Consider the following 20,028-nt stretch of genomic DNA (forward strand, 5'->3'; position numbering starts at 1 on the left):
ATTAAATTCCGAAACCCCTATCTGCGTATGCAGGTAGGGGTTTTGTTTTGCCTGCGAGAAAGTTCGTACAACATTCTCGGACGGCTCCCGGCTGTCACGGTGTCTCGACAGTGCTAAGGTTTGGCCCTAGCTTTTCTATTTTTCCAAGGAAGCCTTTATGTCGGACGCCGCGTCCCTCAATGCCGGTTTTATGGTGGTTCAAAGCAACAGTCTGGATGAACTGCGTAGCCTGGTGATCAGCGTAATGCGGCACTACCCGCTGGCTCCCTTGGAAAATGAAATAGCCCTGGTGCAGAGTAACGGCATTGCTCAGTGGCTGAAGCTCGCACTGGCCGAAGATCCGGAAGACGACGATATGGGTGGCTGCGGTATCGCGGCTGCCATTGATGTTCAACTGCCCGGCAGCTTCATGTGGCAGCTCTATCGCATGGTCCTGGGTCGCGATGAAATCCCGGCCAAATCCCTGCTCGATAAAGCACCGTTGACCTGGCGCCTGATGCGCTTGTTGCCGCAGTTAATCAACCAGCCGCATTTCGAACCCCTGCAACGCTTCCTTACCAATGACACCGATCTGCGCAAACGCTATCAATTGTCTGAGCGTCTGGCGGATCTGTTCGACCAATACCAGGTGTACCGCGCCGATTGGCTTGAGGATTGGGCTGAAGGCCGACATCAACTACGAAATGGCAGAGGCGAAGCCAAGGCACTGACTCCGGCCAATTGCTGGCAGGCAGAGCTGTGGCGTGCGTTGCTGCTGGATGTGGGGGAGCAAGGCATGGCCCAAAGCCGTGCAGGTGTTCACCAACGTTTCATCGAACGCATCAATAATCTAGACACGGCACCCGCTGGACTTCCTTCCAGGGTGATCGTTTTCGGGATTTCTTCGCTACCCGCTCAAGCACTGGAAGCGCTCGCCGGACTGGCCCGATTCAGTCAGGTCCTGCTTTGCGTTCACAACCCATGTCGTCACCATTGGGCCGATATCGTCGCCGATAAAGACCTGCTGCGGCATCAATACAAACGTCAGGCCCGCAAAAGCGGCATGCCGGTGGTCCTCGATCCGCAAACCCTACACCAACACGCCCATCCTCTATTGGCGGCATGGGGCAAGCAGGGACGGGACTACATCAACCTACTCGACAGCTACGACGATCCCGGCAGTTATCGCTCGGCCTTTCGTGATGGGCGCATCGATCTGTTCAGTGACAGCCAACCGCAGAACATGCTCAATCAATTGCAGGACGACATCCTGGAATTGCGCCCTTTAAACGAGACCCGCGAACATTGGCCCGCCGTCGATCTACAGAGCGATAAATCGATCCGTTTTCACATTGCCCACAGCGCCCAGCGGGAAGTGGAAATCCTTCACGATCAATTGCTCGAACGCTTCAGCGCTGATCCAGACTTAAGACCCCGCGACGTGATCGTGATGGTCCCGGACATCGACAGTTACGCTCCGCATATCCGCGCGGTATTTGGCCAGTTGGAGCGCAATGACCCACGCTTTATTCCATTCACCCTGGCGGATCAGGGCCAGCGCGGTCGTGACCCGCTGTTGATTGCTGTAGAGCACCTGCTAAAGCTGCCAGAAAGTCGTTTCCCGGTCAGCGAGATTCTCGATCTGCTGGACGTACCCGCACTACGGGCCCGGTTCGGCGTGGAAGAGTCCGACCTGCCAACCCTGCATCGCTGGATCGAAGGCGCCGGCATTCGTTGGGGAATGAATGCCGAGCAACGAGCCGCCCTCGGCCTGCCACAAGAACTGGAGCAAAACAGTTGGCGCTTCGGCCTGCGACGGATGCTCCTCGGTTATGCAGTGGGCAGCGCCAATGCCTGCGAAGGGATAGAACCTTACGACGAGATCGGCGGATTGGACGCCGCGCTCATCGGGCCTCTGGTTGCACTGCTGGACGCGCTGGAGATCGCGCATCAGGAGCTCATGCAACCGGCTCCACCCAAACAATGGGGTGTGCGGTTGCAAGGCCTGGTCCAGCTGTTTTTCAAGGCCAGCAATGAGCACGACGACTACTTGTTGGCTCAACTCGAAGAACTGCGCGAAACCTGGCTGGATACGTGCGAGGCCGTGGGATTACAGGATGAGTTACCGCTGACGGTGGTCCGAGAGGCGTGGTTGGCCGGTCTCGATCAGGGCCGCTTGTCCCAGCGTTTTCTGGCAGGCGCCGTCAACTTCTGCACCCTGATGCCGATGCGAGCGATCCCGTTCAAACTGGTGTGCCTGCTCGGAATGAATGACGGGGATTATCCTCGCGCACAACCGCCGCTGGACTTTGACCTGATGGGCAGTGACTACCGCCCCGGTGATCGTTCCCGCCGAGAAGATGATCGCTATCTCCTGCTGGAAGCGCTGTTGTCGGCGCGCAATCAGCTTTATATCAGTTGGGTCGGTCGCAGCATTCGCGACAACAGCGAGCGTCCGGCATCGGTGCTGATTGGCCAGTTACGTGACCACCTCGCCAGCGGTTGGCGACTGAATGAAGAGCAAGAAAACCTGGTCGAAGCGATGACCCAGGAACACCCCCTGCAACCCTTCAGTGCCCGCTACTTCCACGAAGGTGATGCGTTGTTCAGCTACGCCAGCGAATGGCAGGTGCTCCATCAAGCCAACGGGCAAGCCACTGATGTCGAGGTTCTCGCACCCTACGTTCAGGACGAACCATTGGGTCTTGGCCAATTGCAGGATTTCCTGCGCAACCCCGTAAGACATTTCTTCAGTCAGCGCCTGAAAGTTTTCTTTGAAGCGGCCGAAGTCCCGTTGGCCGATGAAGAGCCTTTCGTACTCGACGCGCTGCAACGCTATAGCCTCAGTGACAGTTTGCTCGAAGCGGCACTCAGCCAACTGGAACACTCCGATCAGGCGCTGGAGGCGCATGCCATACGCCTGCAAAACAGTGGCCTGCTACCCATGGCCGGTTTCGGCGAATGCCTGCAACGAGAGTTGATCGAGCCGTTGCCTGATCTGCTGCAACGCTACCAACAGCTCCTGGCGTTGTGGCCAACGCCGCTGACCAGCGCTTTGCCGGTGAGTCTGGAGCTGCACGACTTGCGCCTTGAAGGCTGGCTCAGCGGCCTGCATCAGCGCGCGGACGGCGGCATGCTGTCGGTCACCACGATTCCCAACAGCATTGGCTCGATCAAGACCCGCAAGTGGCATCGCCTGACGCGACCCTGGGTCAATCACCTGGTTGCCTGTGCCAGCGGCCTGGCGATGACTACTGCATTGGTGGCCAGCGATGACACTCTGCTCCTGGAGCCATTGACGGCGGAGGCTGCGCTGCAAACGCTCGGCAATCTGCTGCTGGCCTGGCAAACAGGCATGCGTCAACCACTGCCGATCGCAGTGAAAACCGCTTTCGCCTGGCTCGGTCAAACCGACCCGGTCAAAGCCGAAGCCGCCGCGCGAAAAGCGTACGAAGGCGATGGCCAGACCACCGATGGCGAGCGCCGCGAAAGCCCGGCACTCGCCCGGCAATTCGCCGATTACGACAGCCTGGTCAGCGATGAGACTTTCTCCGGTTGGTGCGACGCTTTATACCGGCCACTGCTTGAAGCTCCTTGGCGTTCACTGACCAGCGAAGGGGCACGTTCATGACCACGAAAACACCGTTGGCCCTGGCCTTCCCCCTGCGTGGCAGCCAACTGATCGAGGCCAGCGCCGGGACCGGCAAGACCTTCACCATCTCCGCACTGTATTTGCGTCTGGTCCTGGGACATGGCGGCGAGTCGACCGGTTTTGGCCGTGAATTGTTGCCACCGCAAATCCTCGTCGTGACCTTTACCGACGCGGCCACCAAAGAACTGCGCGAACGTATTCGTACACGTCTGGCCGAAGCCGCTCGTTTTTTTCGCGACGAGATTGCGGCACCCGATGGGCTGATCGCCGAGTTGCGCGAGGAGTTTCTTCCAGGGCAATGGTCCGGTTGCGCAAACCGCCTCGACATCGCAGCTCAATGGATGGACGAAGCGGCGGTCTCGACTATCCACAGTTGGTGTCAGCGCATGCTGCGCGAGCACGCCTTCGACAGTGGCAGTCTGTTTACCCAAACCCTGGAAACCGATCACAGTGATTTGCTGGGCGAGGTCCTGCGCGATTACTGGCGGCTGTTCTGCTACCCGATGCAAGGCGATGCACTGAATTGGGTTCGTGGCAATTGGGGTGGCCCCGCCGCATTGCTCCCAAGGGTGCGTGGGCTGTTCGCCAGCGAACGCGATAGCGTAGTAGGGAAAGAGCCGGCCGAACTGATCGCCGAGTGCCTGCTCGAAAGACGCTCGGCATTGCTCGAACTCAAGATGCCCTGGCGCCAATGGGCGGACGAGCTGCTTGCGATCTGTCACCAGGGCGTGGCGAGCAAAAGCGTCGACGGGCGCAAGATGCAGGCGCGCTACTTCGAGCCCTGGTTCGAAAAGATCAAGGCCTGGGCCGACGATGAAGCTCTCGAGCAATTGGATATCGGCACCGGCTTCACGCGCCTGACCCCTGATGGCATGGCTGAAGCCTGGAAGGGTGAAGCGCCCCGTCATCCCGGTTTAGAGGCGATGCCTGGCCTCAAGATCAGTCTCGATGGTTTGCCGACCCCTGATGCGGCCGTCCTGCAACATGCCGCCCAGTGGGTCGGTGCACGCTTCGAAGAGGAAAAGCGCCGCCGTGCGGAAATGGGCTTCGATGACATGTTGCTGCGCCTCGATGCTGCCTTGCAGTCGGATGGTGGCGAGCGTCTGGCCACCCTGATTCGCGAACAGTTTCCGGTGGCATTGATCGACGAATTCCAAGACACCGACCCGGTGCAATACCGCATCTTCGAAAGCATCTATCGCATCGAAGACAACAACCCCGAGTGCGGCCTGTTCCTGATCGGCGACCCGAAGCAGGCGATCTACGCGTTTCGCGGCGCCGACATCTACACCTACCTGCGCGCCCGCCAGGCCACCACTGGCCGCCTGCATACGCTGGGCACCAACTTCCGTTCCAGCCATGGCATGGTCGATGCGGTGAACCATGTTTTCGAGCGCGCCGAGTTGCGTGAAACCGGACGCGGTGCGTTCCTCTTCCGCGAAAAAAATGGCGATAACCCCGTACCGTTCTTGCCCGTCGAATCCCAGGGGCGCAAAGAGGTTTTGCAAATCGATGGCCAGAATGTTCCGGCACTGAACATCTGGCATCTGCCTGCCGAGCAGCCGCTGTCCGGCGTGGTGTACCGACAACAACTGGCCGCTGCCTGTGCCAGTGAAATCACCGCTTTGCTCAATGGCGGGCAACAAGGTCGTGCGGGCTTCATACAGGACGGCAAAGACTTCCGGGGCTTGCTACCAGCCGATATCGCGATTCTGGTACGCGACGGCAAAGAAGCCCAGGCCGTGCGCGGTGAACTGTCCGCTCGTGGTATACGCAGCGTTTATCTGTCGGATAAGGACTCGGTGTTCGCCGCCCAGGAGGCCCATGACCTGCTGACCTGGCTCAAGGCCTGCGCCGAGCCGGATGTCGAGCGTCCCCTGCGAGCCGCGCTGGCCTGCATCACGCTGAACCTCTCGCTGGCTGAACTTGAGCAACTGAACCAGGACGAACTGGCCTGGGAAGCGCGGGTCATGCAGTTCCGTCGTTATCGCGAGATCTGGCGCAAGCAAGGCGTGCTGCCGATGCTGCGACGCCTGCTGCATGACTTCAAGTTGCCCCAGGCCTTGATCACCCGTAATGACGGCGAGCGGGTATTGACCAACCTGCTGCACCTGTCCGAGTTGCTGCAACAGGCAGCCGCCGAACTCGACGGCGAGCAAGCCCTGATCCGGCATTTGTCCGAGCACCTGGCGCTGTCCGGGCAGGCGGGCGAAGAGCAGATCCTGCGCCTGGAAAGCGACGAGCAACTGGTCAAGGTCGTGACCATCCACAAGTCCAAGGGCCTTGAGTACCCCTTGGTGTTCCTGCCATTCATCTGCTCGGCAAAACCGGTGGACGGCAGTCGTTTGCCGTTGCATTACCACGACGCCGCCGGCAAGGCCCAGGTGACGCTGAAACCAACCGCCGAGTTGATCGCCCTGGCCGATGACGAGCGGCTGGCCGAGGATTTGCGCTTGCTCTATGTGGCGTTGACGCGGGCGCAACATGCTTGTTGGCTCGGTGTCACCGATCTCAAGCGCGGCAATAACAACAGCTCGGTACTGCACCTGTCGGCATTGGGTTACCTGTTGGGTGGCGGTGCGGTATTGGCCGAGTCCGCCGGTCTGAAGCGCTGGCTCGAAGACCTGCAACAGAATTGCCCGGCGCTGAGCTGCAGCGAGATGCCTGAGGCGACCGCCGAGCACTACCATCCCCCGCGCAACGAAGCGACCTTGCTCGCGCCGCTGATCCCCAAGCGCAAGGCCAGTGAAAACTGGTGGATTGCCTCCTACAGCGCCTTGCGCATTGGCGACAGCATGAGTGTGGGCACTGACGAAGCACCGGAAAGTCCGCAAGCGCAAAAGCTCTTCGACGATGAACGTCTCGATCCAGAGGCACCACGGGAACTGATAACCGGCGGTGCGGATATTCACCGATTCCCCCGTGGTCCGAACCCTGGCACCTTTCTTCACGGCTTGCTGGAATGGGCCGGTGACGAAGGCTTCAGCGCGCCCCCCCAAGCTGTGGAAGACGCTGTTGCCCGTCGCTGCAATCGACGTGGTTGGGAAGGCTGGATCATCACGCTGAGCGACTGGCTGCAGCATTTGCTTAAGTCACCGTTGCACATTGGCGGCGAGCAGCCACCGGTGGTTTTCGAGCAACTGACCCAATACCGGGTCGAGATGGAGTTCTGGTTCGCCAGCCACAAGGTCGATGTGCTCAAGCTCGATGAACTGGTGCGCCAATTCACCCACAACGGCGTGGCCCGGGTGGCCGCTGAACCGGTGCTGCTCAACGGCATGTTCAAGGGCTTTATCGACCTGACGTTCGAGCACGACGGCCGCTATTACGTCGCCGATTACAAATCCAACTGGCTCGGTGTCGACGACTCGGCCTACACCGAGCAGGCCATGGAGCAATCAATCCTCGATAACCGCTATGACCTGCAATACGTGTTGTACCTGCTGGCCCTGCATCGTCAGCTCAAGGCACGTTTGCCCGACTACGATTACGACCGGCATGTCGGCGGCGCGTTGTACCTGTTCCTGCGCGGCACGCGAGCGGCCAGTCAAGGCGTGTATTTCGCCCGGCCGCCACGGGAATTGATCGAGCGTCTGGACCGTTTGTTCCAGGGCAAGCCGGAACCCAAGGCCGAGCCCGCCTGGGAACAGGGAGTACTGCTATGAGCCGCACCTTCGCCGATCTGTTGCCCACGCCACTGGCGGCCGAAAGCCTGGCGGGCCTGGCGCCGTTGACCCGTGCTGATGATCTGTTGCTGCTGCTCACCCGTTGGGTCGAGCGTGGTTGGCTGCGGGCACTGGACAAGGCGTTCGTGGCCTTTCTCCACGAACTTGCCCCCGACGATGATCCGCTGGTGCTGCTGGCGGCGGCGTTGACCAGCCACCAGCTCGGCCATGGTCACGTGTGCCTGGATCTGTTCGAGACGCTCAAGGCGCCGGACTTCGCATTGTCGCTGCCGCCGGAAGGTGATGTGCAAGGTGGCGTGATGTTGCTGCCGTCGCAATTGCTTGAGGCGCTGGACGGCGCCCACTGGTGCAAGGTGCTGGCCTCCAGCAGTCTGGTGGCGCTGGCGGTAGATGGTCGTGAGGCCGCGCAGCATCGACCGCTGGTGCTGTCGGGCAAACGTCTGTACCTGCGCCGCTACTGGGCTTACGAACGACGCATCGACAATGCCCTGCGCCAGCGCCTGGCGGAACATGAAGCCGCACCCGCGGATCTGCGCCAACGCCTGACCGGTTTGTTTGGCCCCGCCAAGCCTGGCGAAGTGATCGACTGGCAAAAACTCGCTTGTGCGCTGGCCACTCGTAGCGCCTTCAGTATCGTCACCGGCGGCCCCGGGACCGGCAAGACCACCACGGTGGTGCGTTTGCTGGCGTTGCTCCAGGCACCTGCCGTGGAGGCCGGCAAACCGTTGCGTATTCGCCTGGCCGCGCCTACCGGCAAGGCTGCCGCGCGGCTGACGGAATCCATCAGTCAGCAGGTACAAAGCCTGAAAGTTGCCGAAGCGGTGCGGGACAAGATTCCCTCCGATGTCACCACGGTGCACCGTCTGCTCGGCAGTCGACCCGGCACCCGACATTTCCGCCACCATGCCGGCAACCGTTTGCCACTGGATGTGTTGGTGGTCGATGAAGCATCGATGATCGACCTGGAAATGATGGCCAATTTGCTCGACGCCTTGCCGGCCCATGCGCGACTGGTGCTGCTCGGCGACAAGGACCAATTGGCCTCGGTGGAAGCGGGCGCCGTGTTGGGGGATCTGTGTCGCGACGCCGAGGCCGGCTGGTACAGCCCCCGGACTCGCCAGTGGCTGGAGGCCGTCAGCGGTGAAAGTCTTGAGGCCAGCGGCTTGCACGAGGACACCGAGGGCACTCATCCCTTGGCCCAGCAAGTGGTGATGTTGCGGCACTCACGTCGCTTCGGCGAAGGCAGCGGTATTGGCCAGTTGGCCCGTTGGGTCAATCAGCAGCGCCCGGAAGAGGCTCGCCAACTGTTGGCCGAACGCAACTATAAAGACGTGTTTTCCCTGTCACTCAAGGGTGAGCAGGACAAAGCTCTGGAGCGTCTGCTGCTCGACGGCCACAACGACGGGCCACAAGGTTATCGGCATTACCTGAGCCTGCTGCGCAACCAGCGGCCGCCCGTCGGCAGCAGTCTCGATGATCCACGCTGGACCGATTGGGCCCGGCAAGTACTGAATGCCTTCGACACCTTTCAGTTGCTGTGCGCCGTGCGCAAAGGGCCGTGGGGCGTGGAAGGCTTGAACCAGCGCGTGACCGACGCCTTGCTCAAGGCTCGTCTGATCGACAACGACCAGCAGTGGTACGAAGGCCGGCCGGTGCTGATGACCCGCAACGACTACGGCCTGGGCTTGATGAACGGCGACATCGGTATCGCGCTGAAGCTCCCGGAGCGCGACGGACCTGAGGCCGGCAAGCCTGTTTTGCGCGTTGCGTTCCCTCGCAACGACGGTCAGGGTGGCGTGCGATTTGTGCTGCCGAGCCGGCTTAACGATGTCGAGACCGTGTACGCGATGACGGTACACAAATCCCAGGGCTCGGAATTTGCCCACACCGCGTTGATCCTGCCGGATGCCCTGAACCCGGTGTTGACCAAGGAGTTGATCTACACCGGAATCACCCGGGCCAAGGACTGGTTCACCCTGATCGAACCCCGTGCCGGGGTATTCGAAGAGGCGGTGCAACGCAAAGTGAAGCGCTTGAGCGGGTTGATGCTGGAGTTGGAAGAGGGTGTTGAGTTTAGCTCTTAATATGCCAATCGGTTGACGACGTAAATCTGTCTGAAACGCCCGGTTTTACAGCCTCGCGGGTGTTTCGGTGCTGTGCTATCGTTGCGGCATTATTCCGTTGAATTCGAAGAGAATCCCTGCATGAAGTTGGCTGTCCGGGCGACAGAGAGCGTCATCGGCTGCAAGCGTATATTGCTTGTCGGCCTGCTCTGGTGGCTGACCGGAATTGCATTCGCTCAGTCTGAAACCACCGTCAGCATGGCCGATCAACGGGCCAAAGCGGTCACCCAAGTGGTGCTCGGGATTCTCAGTTATGCCCGCTGGCCCGTGGAGCCTGCGCAGTTGCGTCTGTGCGTGGTCGGTCCGACCGAATACACCGACGATCTGGTGAAAGGTTCCACCCAGGCCACCGGTCGCCCTGTCACTGTCCAACGTCTGCTGGCCGACAACCCGGCGATTGCCAGCGAGTGCGATGCGGTCTACATCGGCAAACTGACCGCCGATGAACGCAGCCGTTTGTTCGCCTCGTTGATCGGCCAACCGGTGTTGAGCATCAGCGAGAGCAGCGATCAGTGCACCGTCGGCAGCCTGTTCTGCCTGCGGGTCAGCGATGATCAAGTGTCCTTCGAGGTCAACCTCGATTCCGTCGCCCGCAGTGGCGTGCGCATTCACCCGAGCGTGTTGCAACTGTCGCGCCGTAAGCCGGCGGCGCCATGAGTCTATTCAAATCGAAAAATCGCCCTACGTTGCGTTCGGTCATCGGTCGCGGCCATTTGATCGTTGCGCTGGTCGGCGTGGCCATGGCCAGTGTGTCGCTTACCTTGCTCGGGGTGCTGGCCCTGCGAGTCTATGCCGACCACAACCTGCACCTGATCGCACGCTCGATCAACTACACCGTGGAAGCGGCGGTGGTGTTCAACGACAAGGCCGCCGCCACCGAGGCACTGGCCTTGATCGCGTCCACCGAAGAAGTGGCGGACGCCCAGGTGCATGATGCGCAGGGTGCGTTGCTCGCCCGCTGGCAGCGACCGGAAACCGGATTGCTCTCCGATCTGGAAATGCAGATCGCCAAGGCTTTCCTGGAAGAACCCATCAGCATGCCCATCGTCCATCAGGGCCTGGAAATCGGCAGCATTCAGCTCACCGGTCAGGGTGGCAGCCTGATGCGCTTTTTGCTCAGCGGCCTGATGGGGATTGTGTTGTGTACGGCGATCAGTGCCTGGGTGGCGCTGTATCTGGCGCGCCGGCAGCTTCGCTCAATCACCGGTCCGCTGCGTAGCCTGGCATTCGTGGCGCACGCCGCTCGCAGCGAACGGGCCTTCGACCAGCGCGTGCCGCCCGCTGCCATTGCCGAACTGGACAACCTGGGCAACGACTTCAATGCCTTGCTCGATGAGCTTGAATCCTGGCAAACCCACCTGCAAAGCGAGAACGAAACCCTGGCCCACCAGGCCAGTCACGACAGCCTCACCGGGTTGCCGAACCGGGCATTTTTCGAAGGTCGGCTGATTCGGGCGCTGCGCAACGCCAACAAACTCAACGAGCGGGTGGCGGTGTTGTTTCTCGACAGCGACCGCTTCAAGGAGATCAACGACAACTTCGGCCACGCCGCCGGCGATGCGGTGCTGGTGGCGGTGGCCACACGGGTGCGTGCGCAATTGCGCGAAGAGGATCTGGTGGCGCGCCTGGGCGGCGATGAGTTTGCTGTGCTGCTGACGCCGCTGCACAAGACCGAAGACGCCGAGCTTATCGCCGACAAGATCATTGCCAGTATGGAAGTGCCGATCACCTTGCCCGGCAACACCACGGTGTCGACCTCACTCAGCATCGGCATCGCCGTATATCCCGACCATGGCGCCACACCGGGAGCCCTGCTCAACGCCGCCGACGCGGCGATGTATCAAGCCAAGCGCCTTTCTCGAGGCGCACAGCATACGGCCGGGTCGGAGCACCCAGTCGTCCACGTTCAAACCAAGAGTTAATTTCTGTGTTCTCACTTCCTCAGCGTTCCCTGCGATTTTTCACCCTCACCCTGTTCATGGCGCTATTGGCATTGACCGGGTGCCAAACGGCGCCGCAAAAAGGCCTGACCCCGGCGCAGGTCGCCGTGCTCAAGCAACAAGGCTTCGAATTGACCGACGAGGGCTGGGCGTTTGGCCTGTCCGGTAAAGTGCTGTTTGGCAGTGACGTCGAAAGCCTGAATCCGCAGAGCACCGAAATCGTCCAGCGCATCGGCAAGGCCCTGCTGGGTGTCGGGATCGAGCGGGTGCGGGTCGATGGCCACACCGATGGTTCGGGTAAAGAAACCTACAACCAACAGCTGTCCCTGCGCCGGGCGAAAAGCGTCGGCAAGGTCCTGACCGCTGTCGGTATGAAAGAAGAAAACATCAAGCTTCAGGGCCTCGGCAGCAAAGAGCCGGTGGCCTCCAACGACACAGCAGCGGGTCGTACCGAAAATCGTCGGGTGTCGATTGTGGTGATGGCCGATTAATCGGCGAACACCATCTCCCGACTGTCCCCCATCAACAGACTCTGATTCTGCTCAGTGACCTCACGGATGTAATCCCACAACAGGGTGATCCGCTTGAGCTTCCTCAGGTCTTCGCGGCAGTACATCCAGAATTGTCGGGTGATGTTGATCTCCGCCGGCAACACCGGCAGCAATCGCGGATCCTGCGCCGCCAAAAAGCACGGCAAAATCGCCAGCGACCGCCCTTGCTGCGCCGCCACGAACTGCGCGATCACGCTGGTGCTGCGCAGGTTGGCGCTGGCGCCGGGCAGTACGTTCGCCAGGTACAGCAGCTCCGAGCTAAACGCCAGGTCATCGACATAACTGATGAATGAATGCTTGCCCAGGTCTGCCGGGCGGCGGATCGGAGGGTGTTTGTCGAGATAGTCCTGGGTCGCGTACAGCTGCAATTTGTAGTCGCAGAGTTTGCAGCAGACGTACGGGCCATGCTCCGGGCGCTCCAGGGCGATGACGATGTCCGCCTCGCGCTTGGACAGGCTGATGAAGTGCGGCAGCGGCAGGATGTCCACCGAGATCGCCGGGTAGGCGTCGACGAAGTGGCTCAGTTGCGGGGTGATGAAGAAGCTGCCGAAGCCTTCGGTGCAGCCCATGCGCACATGCCCGGACAACGCCACGCCGGAGCCGGAAACCTGTTCGCAGGCCATGTGCAATGTGCTTTCAATCGACTCGGCGTAACCGAGCAAACGCTGACCTTCGGCGGTCAGGACGAAACCGCTGGTCCGGGACTTTTCGAAGAGCAATGTGCCCAATGCCGCTTCCAGCGAACTGATGCGCCGGGACACGGTGGTGTAGTCCACCGACAGGCGCTTGGCCGCGGTGCTGGCCTTGCGGGTGCGGGCGACTTCAAGGAAAAACTTGAGGTCATCCCAGTTCAGTGAACCTAAAGATGTGATGTTTTTTTGCATGTTGGACCGGCTTTTATGTGCGTTCTTATTAGAAGTTTGCACATCTATACTCCAAAAACAGTCCGACAACCAATTCGCGACACACGCCTCATCTCAAGGCGACTTACCCGCCTTGGCTCCCTGCATAACAATAAGTATTGGAGACCAGCATGAACGCATCGCTCACGCCAAACGAAACCACGGTCCAAAACGTCAAGCTGTTGATCGACGGCGAGTGGGTCGAGTCCCAGACCACCGAGTGGCACGACATCATCAACCCGGCGACCCAGCAAGTGCTGGCCAAGGTTCCGTTCGCTACCGCGCAGGAAGTCGACGCCGCCATCAGCGCCGCTCATCGCGCCTTCCAGACCTGGAAGCTGACGCCGATCGGCGCGCGGATGCGCATCATGCTCAAGCTCCAAGCATTGATTCGCGAACACTCCAAACGCATCGCCGTGGTCCTGAGTGCCGAGCAGGGCAAAACCATCGCCGACGCTGAAGGCGATATTTTCCGTGGCCTGGAAGTGGTCGAGCACGCGTGCTCCATCGGCACCCTGCAAATGGGCGAATTCGCCGAAAACGTCGCGGGCGGCGTCGACACCTACACCCTGCGCCAGCCCATCGGCGTCTGCGCCGGCATCACCCCGTTCAACTTCCCGGCGATGATTCCGCTGTGGATGTTCCCGATGGCCATCGCCTGCGGCAACACCTTCGTGCTCAAGCCGTCCGAGCAGGACCCGATGTCGACCATGCTGCTGGTGGAACTGGCAATCGAAGCCGGCGTTCCGGCGGGCGTGCTGAACGTGGTTCACGGCGGCAAGGATGTGGTGGACGCACTCTGCACTCACAAGGACATCAAGGCGGTTTCCTTCGTCGGTTCGACCGCCGTCGGTACTCACGTCTATGACCTGGCCGGTAAACACGGCAAGCGTGTGCAATCGATGATGGGCGCCAAGAACCACGCCGTGGTGCTGCCGGATGCCAATCGCGAACAAACTCTCAACGCTTTGGTCGGTGCCGGTTTCGGTGCGGCCGGTCAGCGTTGCATGGCCACTTCCGTGGTGGTGCTGGTGGGCGCGGCCAAGCAATGGCTGCCAGACCTGAAAGCGCTGGCGCAGAAACTCAAAGTGAACGCGGGCAGCGAGGCGGGCACCGATGTCGGGCCGGTGATTTCGAAAAAGGCCAAGGCGCGGATTCTCGATCTGATCGAATGCGGCATCAAGGAAGGCGCCAAACTGGAACTCGATGGTCGCGAAATCAGCGTGCCGGGTTTCGAGAAGGGCAACTTTGTCGGCCCGACCCTGTTCTCCGGCGTAACGACTGAGATGCAGATCTATACCCAGGAAATCTTCGGGCCGGTGCTGGTGGTGTTGGAAGTCGACACCCTCGATCAGGCGATTGCCCTGGTCAACGCCAACCCGTTCGGCAACGGCACGGGCCTGTTCACTCAGAGCGGTGCGGCGGCGCGCAAGTTCCAGAGCGAAATCGATGTCGGCCAGGTCGGCATCAACATCCCGATCCCGGTGCCGGTCCCGTTCTTCAGCTTCACCGGTTCCCGTGGTTCGAAACTCGGCGACCTCGGCCCGTATGGCAAGCAAGTGGTGCAGTTCTACACTCAGACCAAGACGGTCACCAGTCGCTGGTTCGATGACGACAGCGTCAACGACGGTGTGAACACCACCATCAACTTGCGTTAAGGAGCCAGGCATGAAAATCGCTTTTATCGGTCTCGGCAACATGGGCGCGCCGATGGCGCGCAACCTGATCAAGGCTGGCCATGCGCTGAACCTGGTCGATCTGAACAAGACTGTTCTGGCTGAGCTGGAGCAACTGGGCGGCAGCATCAGCGCTACCGCCCGGGAAGCGGCGCAAGGTGCAGAGCTGGTGATCACCATGCTGCCCGCCGCTGTGCATGTGCGCAGTGTCTGGCTGGGTGAGGACGGTGTACTCGCCGGCATCGGCAAGGGTGTACCGGCGGTGGATTGCAGCACTATTGATCCGCAGACTGCGCGTGATGTCGCTGCGGCCGCCGCCAAACAAGGCGTGGCCATGGCCGATGCGCCGGTGTCCGGTGGCACGGGCGGTGCCGCCGCCGGGACACTGACCTTTATGGTCGGTGCAACCCCTGAGCTGTTCGCCACCCTGCAACCGGTGTTGGCGCAGATGGGTCGCAACATCGTGCATTGCGGCGAAGTCGGCACCGGGCAAATCGCCAAGATCTGCAACAACCTGCTGCTGGCGATCTCGATGGTCGGTGTCAGTGAAGCCATGGCGTTGGGCGATGCGTTGGGGATCGACACCGGTGTGCTGGCCGGGATCATCAACAGCTCGACCGGGCGTTGCTGGAGTTCGGAAATGTACAACCCGTGGCCGGGCATCGTCGAAACGGCGCCAGCCTCACGCGGTTATACCGGTGGTTTCGGTGCGGAACTGATGCTCAAGGATCTGGGGCTGGCCACGGAAGCGGCCCGTCAGGCACACCAGCCGGTGGTGCTCGGCGCGGTGGCCCAGCAGTTGTATCAGGCGATGAGCCAGCGCGGGGAGGGTGGCAAGGACTTCTCGGCGATCATCAACAGCTATCGCAAGCCCCAGTAAAACCCTGTGGGAGCGGGCTTGCTCGCGAAGGGGCCGGTACATTCAGCATTCGCGTTGACTGACCCACCGCGTTCGCGAGCAAGCCCGCTCCCACAGAAATTGCATGAACCTCTCGATATTTACCGGGAATCACGTCGGGTGATTTCCCGGTTTTTTTGCATCAGGCAAACACAAAATACTTACGCACGGTCTCGACCACTTCCCACGTGCCTTTCATCCCCGGCTCGATGACAAAGATATCCCCGGCACGCAGGTGAATCGGCTCCTTACCTTCCGGGGTGATGATGCAGTAGCCCTCGCGGAAGTCGCAGTATTCCCACTTCACGTATTCCACGTACCACTTGCCCGGCGTGCAGATCCAGGTGCCCATGATCTTGCTGCCGTCTTCGCTGGTGTAGGCGTTGAGGTTGACGGTGTGCGGGTCGCCTTCGAGTTTTTCCCATTTGCAGGCGTCGAGTACCGGCAGCGGGTGGGTGTCGCGAAGAACGGTAATAGGTGCGGTCATGTGGACTCCGGGCGATGGGCTGAAGAACTGAAGTCGCCACCCTATAGCGCCCGTCCCGGGGTCAGTTGTCTGTGCTCGACATCGAGCTGTCCAGAAACGCGCATTGGCTCAAATGTCTGACGGTATTAATGCCTGCATCAGCGCCCTGGCATAACCGGGCAGCGCGGCAAAATCCCGGGCGCACAGCAGCAGTTTGCGTCGGGCCCAAGGCTCGGTGAGGACGATGCTTTTGAACGGTGGCTGTGCCGGTCCGCGTTCGACGGCGGCCAGTGGCACGATGGCCAGCCCGGCGCCTCGGGCGACCATGCGCATCACGCCATCGAAGCCGTCGGCGCGAATACGAATCTGCATGCGCGAGCCGTTATGCAGGGCTTGTTCCTCCAGGTACACCGCCAGCGCACTGTTGGCGTTCAGTCCTACGTAGTCATGGTGCAAGGTGTCGCTGAAAGTGACGCCGTCCGTGTAGGCCAACGGATGGTCGAGGGGCAGGATCAAGACCAGCGGATCGTCGCGGAAGGGTTTTGTCTGTAGGCCATCGGTGTCCACCGCGTCGGAAACAATGCCCAGGTCCGCCGTCCCTTGGCGCAACGCATGGGTGATGCGGGCGCTGGGCAGTTCTTGCAGGTCGATGTCGAGGTTGGGATGGTCGCGCAGGAAGTCGGCGAGCAACTCCGGCAGGTATTCGGTGATCGCCGTGGTGTTGCACAACAACCGCACCTGGCCTTTGACGCCTTTGGCGTAATCGGCGAGGTCCTGTTGCAGGCGTTCGGCCTGTTGCAGCAAGACCCGGGCGTGTTGCGCCAGGGCCTTGCCGGCGGGTGTAGGCGTGACGCCGCGACGGCCACGTTGCAGGAATTCGATCCCCAGCGAGGCTTCCATGGCGCGGATGCGCGCGCTGGCGGCGGCCAGGGACAGATGCGTACGGCCGGCACCGGCGGTGATGTTGCCGCTGTCGAGGATGTTCAGGTAGAGACGCAGGTCGGTCAGGTCGAAGTGCATCGTGGCAGCCTTAGGAGGTTTGTTGTCTGGGCGGGCCTCTTCGCGGGCAAGCCTCGCTCCTACAGTTGTAAATGCGTTCCCTGTAGGAGCGAGGCTTGCCCGCGAAGGCGTCAGCAGCAGCACCGAATTCTTCAGCCTCTGTCATATCAAGAGGCACCCTCAGTATATGGCAGATTTTCAACCCGGCCGCCGGGGCGCAGGATAGCCCCATGAATACGCTCGCCACGTTCTACCAAAACCTCGGCCTGGCCCTGTCGGTGCTGGTCATCGCCACTTTCCTGCTCGCCGGCATGATCAAGGGTGTGATCGGCCTCGGCCTGCCGACCATCGCCATGGGCTTGCTCGGTCTGGCTATGGCACCGTCGCAGGCTGCCGCGCTGTTGATCATCCCCGCGACCCTGACCAACGTCTGGCAACTGGCCTTCGGTGGACATCTGCAAGGATTGATCAAACGCTTGTGGCCAATGCTGCTGGCGATTTTCCTTGGCACTGGCGCCGGTACGCTGTGGATCGACATGGCCGGTGGTCATTGGGTGGTGCGGGGATTGGGGGCGGCGTTATTGCTGTACGCCTTGAGCGGATTATTCCTGCCCACGTTGCGCATCGGCACTCGCACCGAGCGCTGGCTTGGTCCGGTCTGCGGCGTGCTGACCGGCGTTATTTCCTCAGCCACGGGTGTGTTCGTGATTCCCGCCGTGCCTTATCTGCAAGCCCTCGGCCTGAACAAGGATGAACTGGTGCAGGCCTTGGGGTTGTCATTCACCGTCTCGACCCTGGCCCTGGCCGCCGGCCTGTTCTGGCGCGGTGCCCTCGGTGGCGGCGAATTGAGCGCTTCGCTGTTGGCGCTGATCCCGGCGGTGCTCGGCATGTTGCTCGGCCAATGGTTGCGTCAGCGGATCAGCGCCGCGCTGTTCAAGCGAGTGTTCTTTATCGGCCTCGGCGTGCTCGGCGGCCACTTGCTGATCAGCGGGTAGCCGATGACGGGCTGAGCATGTCGATGGCGCGAATCTCGAAATCCTGCTCCAGATAGTCCATGCGCTGCTCGCGGAACTGCTTCATGTGCGGCAGGTTCGAGTGCACGTCCAGGTGCGCCTGGGACGCCCAGATCTCGTAGAAGATAAACAGCGTCGGGTCCTGCTGATCGCGCAGCATGTGGTACTCGATGCAACCGGGTTCGGCGCGGCTCGGCTCGACATAGGCGCGAAACAGCGCTTCAAAGGCCTCGGCTTTTTCCGGGCGGGTCTTGGCGTGCAGGATGAAGCCTTGTACATCACTCATCGAAAAATCCTTCGAAATAAGAATCGGCGAAAGTCTATGGCAACAATCGCCTGTCGATTCGTGCGTTTTGGTCAAATGTATTTTGTTAATTCGTGGCTTATTCCGCGCGAGGCGGGTCGCTACTCTGCCGCCATCGAATTCCAACCTTCCGAGATCCCCATGAAAAAAGTCCTCTTGCTCAATGGCGGCAAAAAGTTCGCCCACTCCGATGGCCGCTACAACGCCACGTTGCATGACACCGCGCTGAGCGTGCTGGATCGCGGTGGCCTGGACGTGAAGACCACGTTCATCGACGAAGGCTATGACCTGGCGGAAGAAGTGGCCAAGTTTGTCTGGGCCGACGTGATCATTTACCAGATGCCGGGCTGGTGGATGGGCGCGCCGTGGACCGTGAAAAAGTACATCGACGAAGTCTTCACCGAAGGCCACGGCAGCCTCTACGCCAGCGATGGCCGCACCCGTGCCGATGCGTCGCAAAAGTACGGCAGCGGCGGTTTGTTGCAGGGCAAGCAATACATGTTGTCCCTGACCTGGAACGCCCCGCAGCAAGCCTTCGACGATCCGACCGACTTCTTCGAAGCCAAGGGCGTGGACGCGGTGTACTTCCCGTTCCACAAGGCCAACACCTTCCTCGGCATGACCGGTTTGCCGACCTTCCTGTGCGTGGACGTGATGAAACGCCCGGACATCGAGCGTGATATGGCGCGGTATGAGCAGCATTTGACTGAGGTGTTTGGTCTCAAAGCGTAACGCTCAGCTACTATCGAAGCCTGAACCTGTGGGAGCGGGCTTGCTCGCGAATGCGGTCTGTCTGCCACATTTATGTTGGATGTGCCGACGCTTTCGCGAGCAAGTCCGCTCCCACAAGGGTTTTGCTTTGCCACAGAGAATCGCGCAGGACAATCGATAAGGGAGCCACGTGAAAGCCAGATCCGATGAATTGCAGATTTTCGTCTGCGTGATTGAATGCGGGTCGATTTCGGCTGCGGCCGAGCAGGTCGGGCAAACGCCTTCGGCAGTCAGCCGCACGTTGTCGCGCCTGGAAGCCAAGCTCGATACCACGCTGATCAACCGCACCACCCGGCGCATGGACCTGACCGAGGAGGGCAAGTATTTCTTCGAGCACGCCAAGCTGATCCTCGATCAGATGGAGGAGCTCGAAGAACGCCTCAATTCCCGCCAGCAAACTCCGTCCGGACGCCTGCGGATAAACGCCGCGTCGCCCTTCATGCTGCACGCCATCGTGCCGTACATCGATGAGTTCCGCCGTCTCTACCCGGACATTCAGCTCGAACTCAACAGCAACGACCTGATCATTGACCTGCTGGAACAAAGCACCGACATCGCCATCCGCATCGGCACCCTCGCGGACTCGACTTTGCACGCCCGTTCCCTGGGGTGCAGCCCGCTGCATATCGTCGCCAGCCCGGCGTATCTGGAGCAGCACGGCACACCCGTCGCCGTCGCCGACCTCAACGATCACACGCTGATCGGCTTCACCCAGAACGAAGGCCTCAATCAATGGCCGCTGCGTCATGTGCACGGCGATCGCTGGCCGATCAATGCCGCGATCAACGCCTCCAGCGGCGAGACCGTGCGCCACCTGGCGCTGGAAGGCCAGGGCATCGCGTGCCTGTCGGACTTCATGACCCATGCGGACATCCGCGCCGGGCGCCTGAAGGAGGTGCTGTCGGAATTCAACAGCGGCTACCGCCAACCGATCAACGCGGTGTACTACCGCAACTCGCAACTGGCCCTGCGCATCCAGTGCTTTCTGGACTTTATCCAGGGCAAATTGGCGGTATACGCAAATTCGGATTTCCAAGGCTGATTCGTGATCCCTGCGCAAGAGTGAAT

15 protein-coding genes are annotated in these 20,028 nt (G+C 60.8%); 11 read left to right on the forward strand and 4 right to left on the reverse strand.

Going from position 1 to position 20,028, the window contains the following annotated elements:
* Positions 1-157: 157 nt before the first annotated feature.
* The 6 genes from recC to yfiB all read left to right on the forward strand — a co-directional run bounded on the left by recC (position 158) and on the right by yfiB (position 11,871).
* Positions 158-3,610: an exodeoxyribonuclease V subunit gamma gene (recC, locus tag BK665_RS09875; RefSeq protein ID WP_123405017.1), complete on the forward strand. Its 3,453-nt coding sequence runs from the start codon at positions 158-160 to the stop codon at positions 3,608-3,610.
* Positions 3,607-7,296 (forward strand): exodeoxyribonuclease V subunit beta, encoded by a 3,690-nt coding sequence (gene recB, locus BK665_RS09880; RefSeq protein WP_123405018.1) that lies wholly within the window; start codon positions 3,607-3,609, stop codon positions 7,294-7,296. The genes recC and recB overlap by 4 nt, the downstream gene beginning before the upstream one ends.
* Entirely contained in the window at positions 7,293-9,401 is a 2,109-nt protein-coding gene (recD, locus tag BK665_RS09885) for an exodeoxyribonuclease V subunit alpha (protein WP_123405020.1), read from the forward strand. The genes recB and recD overlap by 4 nt, the downstream gene beginning before the upstream one ends.
* A gap of 120 nt (positions 9,402-9,521) precedes the next feature.
* Entirely contained in the window at positions 9,522-10,097 is a 576-nt protein-coding gene (gene yfiR, locus BK665_RS09890) for a regulatory sequestration protein YfiR (protein ID WP_123405022.1), read from the forward strand.
* Positions 10,094-11,362, forward strand: a complete 1,269-nt coding sequence (dgcN, locus tag BK665_RS09895; protein WP_123405024.1) for a diguanylate cyclase DgcN/YfiN — start codon at positions 10,094-10,096, stop codon at positions 11,360-11,362. Before yfiR ends, dgcN begins: the two co-directional genes overlap by 4 nt.
* Before the next feature lie 5 nt (positions 11,363-11,367).
* Positions 11,368-11,871, forward strand: coding sequence for an outer membrane lipoprotein YfiB (gene yfiB / locus BK665_RS09900; RefSeq protein ID WP_259699593.1), 504 nt, complete (start codon positions 11,368-11,370; stop codon positions 11,869-11,871).
* On the opposite strand, the gene BK665_RS09905 is transcribed toward yfiB, so the two are convergent.
* A complete protein-coding gene (locus BK665_RS09905) occupies positions 11,868-12,815 on the reverse strand; it encodes a LysR family transcriptional regulator (RefSeq protein ID WP_123405026.1) in 948 nt (315 codons plus the stop codon). The two genes, yfiB and BK665_RS09905, sit on opposite strands and share 4 nt — an antisense overlap.
* A gap of 149 nt (positions 12,816-12,964) precedes the next feature.
* Here BK665_RS09905 and BK665_RS09910 point away from each other — a divergent pair, with 149 nt between their 5' ends.
* Together BK665_RS09910 and mmsB are read left to right on the forward strand one after the other, a co-directional pair.
* Positions 12,965-14,491 carry a CoA-acylating methylmalonate-semialdehyde dehydrogenase gene (locus BK665_RS09910; protein ID WP_123405028.1) on the forward strand — a complete coding sequence of 509 codons (1,527 nt, stop codon included), beginning with the start codon at positions 12,965-12,967 and terminating at the stop codon, positions 14,489-14,491.
* Between the two features lie 10 nt (positions 14,492-14,501).
* Positions 14,502-15,389 (forward strand): 3-hydroxyisobutyrate dehydrogenase, encoded by an 888-nt coding sequence (gene mmsB, locus BK665_RS09915; protein WP_123405030.1) that lies wholly within the window; start codon positions 14,502-14,504, stop codon positions 15,387-15,389.
* A gap of 160 nt (positions 15,390-15,549) precedes the next feature.
* On the opposite strand, the gene BK665_RS09920 is transcribed toward mmsB, so the two are convergent.
* Both BK665_RS09920 and BK665_RS09925 read right to left on the reverse strand, forming a co-directional pair.
* Positions 15,550-15,894 carry a cupin domain-containing protein gene (locus tag BK665_RS09920; RefSeq protein WP_007946320.1) on the reverse strand — a complete coding sequence of 115 codons (345 nt, stop codon included), beginning with the start codon at positions 15,892-15,894 and terminating at the stop codon, positions 15,550-15,552.
* 108 nt (positions 15,895-16,002) lie between these two features.
* A complete protein-coding gene (locus BK665_RS09925; RefSeq protein ID WP_123405032.1) occupies positions 16,003-16,893 on the reverse strand; it encodes a LysR substrate-binding domain-containing protein in 891 nt (296 codons plus the stop codon).
* Between the two features lie 209 nt (positions 16,894-17,102).
* Here BK665_RS09925 and BK665_RS09930 point away from each other — a divergent pair, with 209 nt between their 5' ends.
* Positions 17,103-17,867 (forward strand): sulfite exporter TauE/SafE family protein, encoded by a 765-nt coding sequence (locus BK665_RS09930; protein WP_123405034.1) that lies wholly within the window; start codon positions 17,103-17,105, stop codon positions 17,865-17,867.
* On the opposite strand, the gene BK665_RS09935 is transcribed toward BK665_RS09930, so the two are convergent.
* Positions 17,857-18,171 carry a putative quinol monooxygenase gene (locus BK665_RS09935; protein WP_123405036.1) on the reverse strand — a complete coding sequence of 105 codons (315 nt, stop codon included), beginning with the start codon at positions 18,169-18,171 and terminating at the stop codon, positions 17,857-17,859. The genes BK665_RS09930 and BK665_RS09935 overlap by 11 nt on opposite strands.
* 159 nt (positions 18,172-18,330) lie before the next feature.
* Between BK665_RS09935 and mdaB the strand changes: the two genes are divergently transcribed.
* On the forward strand, positions 18,331-18,921 hold the full coding sequence (mdaB, locus tag BK665_RS09940) for an NADPH:quinone oxidoreductase MdaB (RefSeq protein WP_123406308.1): 591 nt from the start codon (positions 18,331-18,333) through the stop codon (positions 18,919-18,921).
* A gap of 169 nt (positions 18,922-19,090) precedes the next feature.
* Positions 19,091-20,002, forward strand: coding sequence for a LysR family transcriptional regulator (locus tag BK665_RS09945; protein ID WP_123405038.1), 912 nt, complete (start codon positions 19,091-19,093; stop codon positions 20,000-20,002).
* The last annotated feature ends 26 nt before the right edge of the window (positions 20,003-20,028 follow it).

Origin of the sequence: Pseudomonas frederiksbergensis (genome assembly GCF_003732665.1) — a bacterium.
GTDB classification, from domain to species: domain Bacteria; phylum Pseudomonadota; class Gammaproteobacteria; order Pseudomonadales; family Pseudomonadaceae; genus Aquipseudomonas; species Aquipseudomonas frederiksbergensis_G.

Excerpts from the sequence above, each read along its gene's own strand:
- recC (WP_123405017.1), top strand. The coding sequence starts at position 158 with ATGTCGGACGCCGCGTCCCTCAATGCCGGTTTTATGGTGGTTCAAAGC.
- recB (WP_123405018.1), top strand. The coding sequence starts at position 3,607 with ATGACCACGAAAACACCGTTGGCCCTGGCCTTCCCCCTGCGTGGCAGC.
- recD (WP_123405020.1), top strand. The coding sequence starts at position 7,293 with ATGAGCCGCACCTTCGCCGATCTGTTGCCCACGCCACTGGCGGCCGAA.
- yfiR (WP_123405022.1), top strand. The coding sequence starts at position 9,522 with ATGAAGTTGGCTGTCCGGGCGACAGAGAGCGTCATCGGCTGCAAGCGT.
- dgcN (WP_123405024.1), top strand. The coding sequence starts at position 10,094 with ATGAGTCTATTCAAATCGAAAAATCGCCCTACGTTGCGTTCGGTCATC.
- BK665_RS09905 (WP_123405026.1), bottom strand. The coding sequence starts at position 12,815 with ATGCAAAAAAACATCACATCTTTAGGTTCACTGAACTGGGATGACCTC.
- BK665_RS09910 (WP_123405028.1), top strand. The coding sequence starts at position 12,965 with ATGAACGCATCGCTCACGCCAAACGAAACCACGGTCCAAAACGTCAAG.
- mmsB (WP_123405030.1), top strand. The coding sequence starts at position 14,502 with ATGAAAATCGCTTTTATCGGTCTCGGCAACATGGGCGCGCCGATGGCG.
- BK665_RS09920 (WP_007946320.1), bottom strand. The coding sequence starts at position 15,894 with ATGACCGCACCTATTACCGTTCTTCGCGACACCCACCCGCTGCCGGTA.
- BK665_RS09925 (WP_123405032.1), bottom strand. The coding sequence starts at position 16,893 with ATGCACTTCGACCTGACCGACCTGCGTCTCTACCTGAACATCCTCGAC.
- BK665_RS09930 (WP_123405034.1), top strand. The coding sequence starts at position 17,103 with ATGAATACGCTCGCCACGTTCTACCAAAACCTCGGCCTGGCCCTGTCG.
- BK665_RS09935 (WP_123405036.1), bottom strand. The coding sequence starts at position 18,171 with ATGAGTGATGTACAAGGCTTCATCCTGCACGCCAAGACCCGCCCGGAA.
- mdaB (WP_123406308.1), top strand. The coding sequence starts at position 18,331 with ATGAAAAAAGTCCTCTTGCTCAATGGCGGCAAAAAGTTCGCCCACTCC.